The sequence below is a fragment of the Gordonia sp. GN26 genome, assembly GCF_054823965.1.
The window spans coordinates 1-11,271 of the sequence record NZ_JSYC01000092.1; the positions used below are offsets into that span (position 1 = coordinate 1).

11 protein-coding genes are annotated in these 11,271 nt (G+C 67.1%); 6 read left to right on the plus strand and 5 right to left on the minus strand.

Annotated elements, in window-relative coordinates; translation table 11 throughout:
• A partial coding sequence (locus OK17_RS17470; RefSeq protein ID WP_461418198.1) for an amidohydrolase family protein occupies positions 1–974 on the minus strand: 974 nt, incomplete at its 3' end.
• A 196-nt stretch (positions 975–1,170) separates the two neighbouring features.
• Here OK17_RS17470 and OK17_RS17475 point away from each other — a divergent pair.
• Positions 1,171–2,268: a DUF7065 domain-containing protein gene (locus OK17_RS17475; protein ID WP_461418199.1), complete on the plus strand. Its 1,098-nt coding sequence runs from the start codon at positions 1,171–1,173 to the stop codon at positions 2,266–2,268.
• Positions 2,269–2,270: 2 nt separating this feature from the next.
• A complete protein-coding gene (locus OK17_RS17480) occupies positions 2,271–3,500 on the plus strand; it encodes a CaiB/BaiF CoA transferase family protein (RefSeq protein ID WP_461418200.1) in 1,230 nt (409 codons plus the stop codon).
• A 36-nt stretch (positions 3,501–3,536) separates the two neighbouring features.
• Here the strand turns inward: OK17_RS17480 and OK17_RS17485 are convergent, their stop codons facing one another.
• From OK17_RS17485 to OK17_RS17495, 3 genes are all read right to left on the minus strand, one after another.
• Positions 3,537–3,845 (minus strand): hypothetical protein, encoded by a 309-nt coding sequence (locus tag OK17_RS17485; protein ID WP_461418201.1) that lies wholly within the window; start codon positions 3,843–3,845, stop codon positions 3,537–3,539.
• Positions 3,842–5,341: a class I adenylate-forming enzyme family protein gene (locus OK17_RS17490; RefSeq protein WP_461418202.1), complete on the minus strand. Its 1,500-nt coding sequence runs from the start codon at positions 5,339–5,341 to the stop codon at positions 3,842–3,844. The genes OK17_RS17485 and OK17_RS17490 overlap by 4 nt, the downstream gene beginning before the upstream one ends.
• 133 nt (positions 5,342–5,474) lie before the next feature.
• Positions 5,475–6,281: a FadR/GntR family transcriptional regulator gene (locus OK17_RS17495; protein WP_232717890.1), complete on the minus strand. Its 807-nt coding sequence runs from the start codon at positions 6,279–6,281 to the stop codon at positions 5,475–5,477.
• A 164-nt stretch (positions 6,282–6,445) separates the two neighbouring features.
• Between OK17_RS17495 and OK17_RS17500 the strand changes: the two genes are divergently transcribed.
• Genes OK17_RS17500 through OK17_RS17510 form a run of 3 tightly spaced genes read left to right on the plus strand, consistent with a single transcriptional unit; the run spans position 6,446 to position 9,195 of the window.
• The gene (locus OK17_RS17500; RefSeq protein ID WP_461418203.1) at positions 6,446–7,930 is read left to right on the plus strand and encodes an aldehyde dehydrogenase family protein; all 1,485 of its coding nucleotides are present in this window, start codon (positions 6,446–6,448) and stop codon (positions 7,928–7,930) included.
• Positions 7,927–8,115 (plus strand): ferredoxin, encoded by a 189-nt coding sequence (locus OK17_RS17505; RefSeq protein ID WP_232717888.1) that lies wholly within the window; start codon positions 7,927–7,929, stop codon positions 8,113–8,115. The genes OK17_RS17500 and OK17_RS17505 overlap by 4 nt, the downstream gene beginning before the upstream one ends.
• Before the next feature lie 36 nt (positions 8,116–8,151).
• On the plus strand, positions 8,152–9,195 hold the full coding sequence (locus OK17_RS17510; protein ID WP_461418205.1) for a spirocyclase AveC family protein: 1,044 nt from the start codon (positions 8,152–8,154) through the stop codon (positions 9,193–9,195).
• 3 nt (positions 9,196–9,198) lie between these two features.
• Here OK17_RS17510 and OK17_RS17515 read toward each other — a convergent pair whose 3' ends face one another.
• Positions 9,199–10,041: a sulfurtransferase gene (locus tag OK17_RS17515; protein WP_461418206.1), complete on the minus strand. Its 843-nt coding sequence runs from the start codon at positions 10,039–10,041 to the stop codon at positions 9,199–9,201.
• A gap of 116 nt (positions 10,042–10,157) precedes the next feature.
• Between OK17_RS17515 and OK17_RS17520 the strand changes: the two genes are divergently transcribed.
• Positions 10,158–11,271 (plus strand): metallophosphoesterase (locus tag OK17_RS17520; RefSeq protein WP_461418207.1); only part of this gene is annotated, 1,114 nt, incomplete at its 3' end.

An 11,271-nucleotide genomic window follows, 5' to 3' on the forward strand; every position in this document is an offset into this window, starting at 1 on the left:
CGGTTGTCGATGCCGTGCTGGTCCTCGATGAAGCACCCGAAGATGTGTTCGCGGAACAGATCCGACGGCCGGACCGTCTGGTTGATGTTCTGGTAGTAGCGGTGCTTCTCCCAGGTGAGATCAATGCGTTCGAGCATGTACGGCACCCAGCCGATGCCCCCCTCGGACAGTGCGAATTTGATCCCGGGATGCCTGTGGAACACCGGGGAGAACAACAGGTCGGCGGTTGCGTACATCGAGTTGCAGCCGAACAGCGCGATCATCACCGCCATCGGCGCCTCGGGTGCGGTGATCGGCGGCTTGCCCGACGTCCCGAAATGGATCGACAGGACCTGTCCGGTCTCCTCGCAGGCCGAGAAGACACCGTCCCAGTGGTCGGTGTGGAAGGACGGCAGCCCCAGCGGGACCGGGTTCTCCACGAAAGCGATGGCGCGCGAACCCTTCTGGGCGGTGCGATGGATCTCGGCGATCGCGAGTTCGGTGTCCCACAGGGGCAGGATCACCATCGGGATGTACCGGTCCGGCGCCGTCGGGCACCACTCGTCGAGCAGGTAGTCGTTCCAGGCCTGCACGCAGGCGTGGGCGAGGTCCTTGTCCTCGCCCTCGAGAAACACCGTGCCGGCGAAACGTGGGAACGACGGGAAGCACAGTGCCGCATGGACGCCGTCGACGTCCATGTCCGCGAGCCGCGCCTTGGGGTCGTAGCAACCCGGCAGCATGTCGTCGTAGCGAACGGGCTCGGCACCGTACTCCTCCGGCTTCTTGCCCGCGACGGCGTTGAGTCCGATGTAGGGGTAGATCCGGTCCTCGTAACGCCAGACCTGTGCCGGTGGCCGACCGGGCCGCAGTTCCTTCTCGGTGATGTTGGGGCCGGCTTCCAGGTACTTCCGAGGTAGACGGTCGGTCCACAATCCGGGGTGTTCGATCAGATGGTCGTCGGTCGAGATCAATTGCATGTGGTCCTGCAGCGGCATTGCATCTCCTCGCGTTTCGCCCGAGTTCCTCCGGGCCCATCGGACTGCTGGCAGCGCGGGACGACGCGCTGAGCCACGGTTCCCATCGTGGCACGCCGAATCAGGGGTCCACAAGGGCATCAGATCAATGAGTTATCTGATTTGTGGTTATCGGAATCATCACTAAATAAGTTAACTCTATGCTAGCGTCCGAGGTGTGACTGTTGACGAAAACGCCGGCCAGATCACCGCGGACACTCCGTTCACACCGGCGGATGACACGTACCACGTGCCACCCACCGACGACCCGTACTGGGTGGAGACGAACTGGTGGTCCTTCAACGTCCCCGCCCGGCACATCGGCGGGTGGTTGCATGCCCGGTACGACGTCAACCGCGGCACGGTGACCTGGCGCGTCTTCGTCTGGGATCCCAGCGGCGCCGACCTCGGTCGCATCGCCTACTACCGCAACGCGACCGACAAGCCGATGCCGGAGAACCCTGATCTGCGGGACATCACCTTCCCGCACGGCGGCTTCTCCGTGAAGATGATCGAACCGCTGACGCGCTACCAGATCTCCTACTCCGATCCGGCGAACGATTTGTCGATCTCGTTCGAGCACACCGCCGTTCACCCGCCGCGACGCTTCACCCCGGGTGAGCCGCCGGCGATGCACAGTCCCCACCTCGACCAGCTCGGTCACCAGGTGGGGGAACTCGTCCTACGCGGTGAGTCGATCCCGATCGACTCGTACTCCATCCGGGACCGCACCTGGGGACCCCGCGGTGGGCACCACATGCAATCCAAGAAGCCCGAGTATCTCCGCGGCGAGTACAAGGTCCTGCACCCCGGTGGCCCGCGGTGGCGGGAGATCGAACGCGAACGTGGCCGCGGCCGCATTCAGTACATCTTCGGCCACTCCGGTCCGGAAACCGGCTTTCTCGGTTTCGTCCGCCCACAGGACGGCGACGCCGAGGGCTGGTCGCCGCTCAACCACGGCTGGCTGCTCCGCGACGGGAGATTCGAGCGCCTCGACAAGACTCGGTCGCGGATGCGCAACTTCCGCGACCCGCAGACCGGGTGGAGTGCCCACATGCAGGTCGACCTCACCGACCTGACCGACCGCACCATGTCCGCCGAGGGGTTCTCGGTGAGCCACATGTGCGAGGGCGGACTCGGCAGCAACGCATTGATGCGCTGGGAGTTCGACGGCGAGATCGGCTGGGGTGAGGACCAGGACGGCTGGAAGCGTTCACACTGGATCAAGATGATGAACGCCCTGCGCGCCACCAGCACCCCCACCGAGGAGGCGTGAGCATGACATCTGATGAGGACTTCGCGGTCTCAGCACCTTTCGACGGCGTCCGGGTCGTCGAGATCGCCGCCTGGACCTTCGTCCCCGGAGCAGGTGCCATCCTCGCCGATCTCGGCGCCGACGTGATCAAGGTCGAACCCCCGACCGGCGACCCCCAACGAAATCTCCAGAACGCCCTCAACCGCAAGGAGGGTGCGCCCAACCCCTTCCTCGAGGTGCCCAATCGCGGGAAGCGCAGCATCGCACTCGATCTCACCACCGAGGACGGCCACGACCTCCTCCTCAAGCTGGTGGAGAAGGCCGACGTCGTCCTCACCAGCTACCTGCCCGCACAGCGGACCAAGCTCCGCGTCGACATCGACGACCTCCTCGCCGTCAACCCGAAGCTGGTCTACGTCCGGGGAACCGGCTGGGGTTCCAAAGGCGACAAGGTGAATGTCGGCGGATTCGACGCGGCGGCAGCGTGGTCGGCCGGCGGCACCATGCACAAACTGACACCTCCGGGTGCCGACCGCCCGACGATGCAACCGGCCGCCTACTACGACCTCCAGGGTTCCTCCGCGATTGCCGGCGCGGTGGGTATGGCATTGTTCCGTCGCGAGCGCACCGGCAAGGGCGGCGTCGTCGACGTCTCACTGCTCAACACCGGAATGTGGCCGCTGAGCCCCGACCTGACCGCAGCCCCCTACATCGGCGAGATCCCGCGCCAGGATCGGACCGACGCCCCCAATCCGATCGTCAACGCGTACCGCACCAAGGACGACCGCTGGATCAACCTGGTCTGCCTGCAAGCGCAACGCTTCTGGGGTGAGTTGTGCGCCCTCGTCGACCGCGTCGACCTGATCGTCGACGAACGGTTCGCCGACGACATGGGCCGCTACACCAACCGGCACGACTGCATCGCCGAGCTCGACAAGGCCTTCGCCGAGAAGACCCTCGACGAGTGGCGGCACATCCTCGCCGAGTTCTCCGGGGTGTGGGCCGCGGCCGCGACCGTCGCCGAACTCCACGACGACAAGCAGGTCCTCGACAACGGCTTCCTGCCCGAGGTGCCCGCCGAGGACGGCTCGAACTTCCGCGTCGTCGCGCCGCCGTACCACTTCGACGGACAGCCCACGACGCCGCGACGCCCGGCACCGAAGCTCGGCCAGCACACCGAGGAGATCCTGCTGGAGGCCGGACTCGACCCCGAGCAGATCAGCGACCACCGCGAGCGGGGCGTGCTGGGCTGACCTCAGCGCCCCGCCGTACGGCGTCCCTCGCTGCCCTCAGTCGCTCGCCGGCAACGGCTTGGCGTCCTTGAGGACGAGCGGGGCGGTGCCGATGGCGAGCGTTCCCGCCCCGGCCTTGGTGACGAGCACCTCGAGGCCCGGCGCATCCTCAGAGGTGTACCGCTTGCCCAGCTGGTTACCGCCGCCGAGATCGGCGGCGATGGTGTCACCCGAGACGTCCTCGCCGATCGGGACCACGGGCGCGCCGCCGCAGGTGAGGTCGACGTCGCCCGCGGGCGGACTCACGACGATGATCTCGGTGTCGCAGACCTGGCTGCGGAGTCGGGCTCCTGGCTTCAGCGTCATGACTTCTCCTGTGCTCGTTCGAACTGCGCCACCAGCCGGCGGCGCAACACCTTCCCGGTGGCGGTCTGGGGCAGCTCGTCTACCCAGATCACCTCGTCCGGTGTCCGGGAACCCCGGAGCCGGGCGCGGACATGGGACCGGACGTCCTCCGCGGAGATGCCTGCCTGCGGGTCGGCCACGATGACCGCCACCAGTCGCTGCCCCCACTCCTCGTCGGGCAGACCGATCACCGCCGTCTCACGCACGGCCGGGTGGGTGAGCAGCACATCCTCGATCTCGGCCGGTCCGATGTTCTCGCCGCCACGGATGATGGTGTCGTCGGCGCGGCCCGCGATGAAGAGGTATCCCTCGTGGTCGACCCAGGCCTGGTCGTTGGTCGGGAACCAACCCTGCTCGTCGAGCACCGACCCCTTCCCCAGGTAGGACCCCGCGACCTGCGCGCCGCGGACATACAGCGCCCCGGTCTCACCCGGTCCCACCGGCCGGCCGTCGCCATCGCGGATCTCGATCTCCATCCCCGGTACCGGGCGTCCCACGCTCTCGAGTCGGCGTCGGATCAGCGGGTCGTCGGAGGCGATGGCCTGTGCGTGGTCGTCCGGACCGAGAAGCGCGAGAGTCGAACTCGTCTCCGTGAGTCCGTAGGCGTTGCAGAAGCCGGCGTCGGGGAACGCCCGCATGGCACGTTCGAGAACCGGGAGCGGTAGTCGCGCACCGCCGTAGGAGATCAGACGCAGCGCCGGCGCATCGGCGGGGTCGCCGTCGAGGGCGTCGACGATGCGGGCGAGCATGGTCGGGACCACTGTCGCCGACGAGATCGACTCGCGAGCAACGACTTCGAGCCATTCATGCGCATCGAAGTCGGGTAGGTGCACAACGCGGCGTCCGCCGTAGAAGTTGGTGAGCGTCGCCCCCACCGCCGCCACGTGGTAGGGCGGCACCGTGATGAGGGCCGCTTCGTCCTCGGCGGCCCCGGCGAAGTCGACGGTGGCGAAGACGTAGGCCTGGAGGTTCTCGTGCCGGAGTGGAACGACCTTCGGTTTCGACGTGGTACCGCTCGTGTGCAGGAGGACCGCAGGCACCTCGTCGGGAACATCGATGGGCGGCAACGGTTCCGACGCGCGGGCCGCAGCGAGGAACTCATCGAGGTCGAGCACCTGCTCACGTCCGGCAACCCGGTCGCGATAGCGTTCCTCGACGACGATCAGCGGGTGATCGAAGTCGTCGATCAGTTCGCCGAGCACTTCGTCGCCCAGCCGGTAGTTCACCGGGACGAAGGGCACTCCCGCAAAGGCTGCAGCGAAGAACACCTGGGGGTAACGGGGACCGTTACGGCCGAGGTAGATCACCTCCGAGGGTTTGCACCCGGCGACGACCGACGCACCCCCGCGGGCGGTGGCGACCACGTCGGCATGGGTCAGACCCGAGGCACGGTCACCGAGCGCGACCCGGTCGCCGAGCCCGGACTCCACCATGTCCAGGAGAAGGCCGACACCCATGTTTCCCGCCAATCCACGTGAGGTCACCGTCGGTGCGCAGCATCGAGCCGCACACCGCTCATCGTAGATGATTCAGTGCAATCAGTTACACCATTCGAGACAAGTGGTTGCGCTGTCGACGGCAACCCTGATGTCAGTTGAAGAGATCGACCACGGATTCGGTGGCGAAACGACCCCACAGCATCTTCTTGGCGACCGAGGTCATGTGTCGGCGCCAGTGCGCCTCGGCTCCCTCGACGTCACCCGCCTCGACCAGGGTGACCAGCTTCCGGAACGCACGGATCGTCTTCTTGAACTGCGCGGCGACCTCCCCGGTATCGGTGGTCCGGGACACGACGCGCGACATGTGCGTCGCGACGACGTCCGCCAGGACACGTCCGATGAGGCCAATCGTCTGATTGCCCGCACGCTCGAGAATGAGGTCGTGGAAGCGGAACGCCGTTCTCGACCAGGTGTCGAAGTCCGCGGACTCCGCCCCCGCGTCGACGAGGTCGGCGAGTTCGTCGATGACCTCGACGAGCGCCTTGACGTCGTCGTCGGTCCGGCGCGCGGCCAGCATCCGCACCGCGGCGGGCTCGAGGACCATCCGGGCCTCGTACAGGTCGGAGAGTGTCGTGTTCTGGATCTGGAGCAGGAGCCCGACGTAGCGGGCGGCCACGGACACGTCGGGCGAGACCACTTGCACACCACCGCGCGAACCACGGCGGACGACGATGAGCGATTCGTTCTCCAGGATGCGGAAAGCCTCGCGCAAGGTGGGGCGGGAGACGTCGAACCGTTGTCCCAGGACCGTTTCCGGCGGCAACATGTCGCCCGGCTTCAACACGCCACGGACGATCTGACCGCGAATCTGTTGAGCGATGAGTTCAGCGGTCTTCGGGACCTGAATCCGCTGGGGCAATCCGTTCTCGTCGAACGAGCTGTTGGCCAATTCCCACACCTTCTTCGAAGCCGGCGACTGCCGAGCGGGATTCAGCCTAACACCCGGCCGTGTCGGGCCTCCGTTTTGACGAAACCGACATGTAAATGAACACACCCATTGTACGGTTGAATCATCTAACTCATCTAGTGATCCCCTCGGGACGCAAGGGAGGTGCCGACGGGATGTCGGACGTACCAGGCCAGAGCACTCGAACAGGTCAGCTCTTCATCGACGGCAAGTGGGTCGACGGCCGGGGCGACGAGACGATCACCGTCATCAATCCCGCGACCGAAGCGGTGATCGGAACGGTACCGCAGGCGACCGTCGCGGACGTCGAGGACGCGGTGGCCGCCGCACGCTCCGCCTTCGACGACGGACCGTGGCCGCAGATGTCGGTGCGCGAGCGCGCCGCTGTGTTACGACGGATGGCCGAGGGATTCGCCGACCGGCGCGCCGAACTGGTGGACCTGTCGATCGCCGAAGCGGGGTCGACGCGCGCCCTCGCCGAATTCCTGCAGGTCGGCACCCCCATCGACCACTTCTTCGATCTCGTCGACCGGGTACTGCCCGCCTTCGGGTTCGAGACCGCACTGCCGCCGATGATCGGCAACGGCATCGGCCAGGGCGTCGTGGTCCGCGAACCGTTCGGCGTCGCGGCCCTCATCACGCCGTTCAACTTCCCCCTCTTCCTCAACCTCTGCAAGGTCGCACCGGCGCTGGCCGCCGGGTGCACCGTGGTCCTCAAGTGCTCGCCGTACACGCCGTTCGAAGCCCTTGTCGTCGGCGAGATCGCCGAGGCCGCCGGCCTTCCGCCGGGCGTCCTCAACATCATCACCGGTGACGTCGAGGCCGGTGAGGCCCTGACCACCCACCCTGGCGTCGACATCATCAGCTTCACCGGCAGCGACACCGTGGGCACGAAAGTGTATGGGCAGGGCGCACAGTCGCTGAAGAAGGTGGTCCTCGAACTGGGCGGCAAGTCGGCGAACATCCTCCTCGAGGACACCGACCTCGACCAGGTGATGCAGAGCGTGCTCGGTGGCTTCATCACCCACGCCGGCCAGGGCTGCGCGCTGATGACCCGCATCCTGGTGCACGAGTCACTGCACGACGAACTCGTGGGCCGCATCAAGATGGCCCTCGACTACGTACCGGTGGGCGACCCGGCCGACCCGAACGTCGTGATGGGTCCGTTGATCCGCGAGGCCCAACGCGCTCGCGTGGAGGAGCTGATCCGCGTCGGACAGCAGGAGGGCGCCCAGATCGCCTACGGCGGTGGACGACCCGCAGGTCTGGACAAGGGCTTCTTCGTCGAACCCACCCTCTTCGTGGGCGTGGACAACCGCATGAGGATCGCCCAGAGCGAGATCTTCGGCCCGGTCGGTGTGGTCATCCCCTTCGCCGACGACGCCGAGGCCGTCCGGATCGCCAACGACAGCCCGTACGGACTCTCCGGGGGCGTCTGGTCGGCCGACCCCGTACGCGCGCACGGCATCGCGCGAAAGCTCCGCACCGGCATGGTCGTCGTCAACGGCGGCGGGGGCGGACTCATGCCCGACGGACCGTTCGGCGGGTACAAACACAGCGGCATCGGCCGCGAGTTCGGCGCACACGGACTCTCTGAGTATTTGCAGCACAAGACGATCCAGTGGGCGGCGGCCCGATGAGGGTGGTCGTCGACCAGGAGAAGTGCGGCGGGCACGGTCGTTGCATCGCCGTCGCGCCGGATCTGTTCGACCTCGACGACGACGGGGTGAGCTTCCCGCTCGCCGAGAACATCGGGGCCGGCCAGGAGACCGCCGCCGAAGAGGCGATCGCCAACTGTCCGCAGAGCGCGATCCGCATCGAATGAGACCGACCGACGGTCATCGGGAGGACTGAACATCAGATGTCGAGTTCACTTGGGGAGAAACCCGATTCGGGTTCGATCGGGCAAACCTCACCCGATGACACGGGAACGGTGACGGTGGCCAAGGAGTCGCCTCCGATCGTGTGGCTCGCCCGCTTGGGCGCGGTCTTCGTCGCGATCCAGGCCTACGTCTACATCCGCTGGATCTTCTCCGACTCGTTCTCCCCGATCCCCACGGGCCCCGACGAGGTGCCGACCCACACTCTGGTCATCATCCGGGCGTCGGAGGTCATCTGCATCGTCGGCGTGATCGCGTCGATCATCTGGCTGGTGCACCGCACCCGCAAAGACGGGCAGTTCCCCACCCTCGGTGTCTTCATGATGGGTTGGCTGCTCACCTGCTGGCAGGACGTCGGCGTCAACGCCGTGGTACCGGTGTTCTCGTACAACTCGGCATTCCTCAACATGGGCACCTGGGGCGAATTCGTACCGGGGTGGGTGGCCAAGGGCCCCGAGACCCCGGCGCCGATCCTGTACGAACTCGCCGACTACATGCTGTTCCTCCCGCTCGCCGTCGTCGGCATCGACAAGCTGGTTAGATCCGCGCGGGCACGATGGCCGCGGCTCAACAAGGCCGGGATCGTCATCGCGCTGCTGCTGATCTTCCTCGTCCTCGACACCGCCTCCGAACAGTTCCTGCAGCGTCAGGGCCTGTGGTCGTACCTGCGGGTCAACGACACCTGGTCGATCTTCACCGGCACGCTCAACCAGTTCCCGCTCTACGAGGGCGTCTTCTTCGGCTCGGTCGTGATGGTGGCCTCGATGTGCTTCTATCTCTTCCGCCGTAACGGCGATCAGTTGATCACCGACGCCGGCATCGAGCGGCTCAAGATCACCCGCGGCGTCGCGGTCGTGCGCATCCTGGCGTTCTCGGCGGTGATGAACTTGATTCTCGCGGTGTTCTTCCTCGGCTTCAACCTGGTGAACATGCACGCCGACGTGGCGCCCACCGACGTGCCGAGTTACCTGCACCAGAACATGTGCGGTCTCGCCGAGAACCCGCCCTGCCCGCACTTGAAGTAGCGGTCAGGGCTGGTCGCCCAGTGCCACCGGCCGGTCCGGGTCCGACGACCACTGCGAGAACGAGCCGGGGAACAGCGTCGCGTCGACACCGACGATCGCGAGTGCCGCGATCTCGTGCGCCGCGTTGATACCGGAGCCGCAGTAGACCACCACGTCGGACTCGCTACCGGGTATGACGCCGAGATCGGTGAAGCGTCGGCGCAGGTCCTCCTCGGACCGGAACCGGCCGGCCTCGTCGATGTTGTCCGCGGTCGGGGCGCTGCGAGCTTCGGGGATGTGTCCGGCCCGGGGGTCGACGGGTTCGACGTCCCCGCGATACCGCTCGCCGGCGCGGGCGTCGAGCAGGGTCGCGGTGCCGACCGCAACGTCGTCGATGGTGGCGACCGGGAGGTTCCCGCCGGTCAGCGTGACCGTTCCGGCACGCGGGCGTCCACCGTCGCCGGTCGTCGTGCGCAGGCCCTCGGCTCGCCATGCGGCGAGACCGCCGTCGAGGAGGCGCACATCGGCGATGCCTGCCCAGCGCAGCAGCCACCATGCACGGGCCGCGGCCAGGTTTCCCGTGTCGTCGTAGACCACGACCGGTACGCCGTCGTTGATGCCCCAGCTCCGTGCGGCGGCCTGGAGGTCTTCGATCGCGGGGAGCGGGTGCCGACCACCGACCACCCCGGACGGCGGAGCAGCGAGCTCGGAGTCGAGGTCGACGTACACCGCGCCGGGGATGTGGCCCTCCCGGTAGGCCTCGCGACCGTCGAAGTCGCCGAGCTGCCAGCGCACGTCGAGGACCACGGGCGGCGTCCCGAGCAGCATCTCAGCCAGGTCGAGCGGATTGATCAGTACATCGCTCATGTCGGCCAGCCTATCGACGCCCGGCCCACACCCCGGCGAAGACCCACGACCCGCGATGCGAGAATGGGGCGGTCCGCATCTGCGGGACACTCTCCGCGATTCACAGGGGGCCTTTCGTGGCGCTGTTCCTGGCCGTGCTGGTTCCGGCGGTCTTCTTCGGTCTGATCACGTTCTGGCTTCACCGCCGAATCGTCCGCGCGACCGAACTCCCCCGTCCGTGGTCGGGTGTCGCCGACGTCGCGCTCACCGTCCTGTGGGCCTTGGCCGTCGTGGGCTTCGCGAGTGGCCGGACCCTGGACCCGTCGTGGGCCCGGCCGATCGGCACCGTCGGCCTGATCTGGATCGGTGCGGTCTTCTATCTGTTCCTCGGACTCGCGATCATCGGTCTGATCTCGTTCGGGGCGAACATCATTCGGCGGGTTCGACGCCGCAGCACCGGGGTCGGCGAGACGGCCGACGCGGCCCCGCGGAGACTGCGTCGCATGAGGGTCGCGACGGCGACCGTCGTCGTCGTGGCGCTCGGGGTCACCGGTTACGGCGTGTTCGAGGCCTCCCGTCCGCAGGTGACCGAGGTCAGCGCGACGTTCGACAACCTGCCCGCACAATTCGACGGACTCCGGATCGCCGTGGTCTCCGACCTCCACCTCGGACCCGCGCGCGACGCGTCGTTCACCCGACGCATCGTCGACGACGTCAACGCACAGAACCCGGACCTGGTGCTCCTCGTCGGAGACCTCACCGACGGCAAGATCCCGTACGTCCGCGACACCCTGGAACCGCTCACCGATCTCCGCGCACCCCTCGGGGTGTTCGGCGTCAGCGGCAATCACGAGTACTACTCCGACGACGGCGGCCGCTGGCTCGACACCTGGGAGTACTACGGAGTGCGCACACTGCGGAACTCGCGGGTACCGCTGACCGTCGACGGCGCCACCATCCAGCTCGCCGGCGTGTACGACGCCACGGCGCCCGAACCCTTCGAACCCGATCTCCCTGCTGCGCTCGAGGGTTCGTCACCCGAGGACTTCGTGCTGCTGCTCGCACACCAGCCCAAGCAGGCCGTCGAGGCCTCCGAACTCGGCGTCGAACTCCAGTTCTCCGGCCACACGCACGGGGGGCAGATGTGGCCGATCCGCTATCTCGTTCCGCTGCAACAACCGTCGGTCGTCGGACTGGACCGGATCGGCGACACCGTGCTGTACACGACGCGCGGCGCCGGTGCCTGGGGTC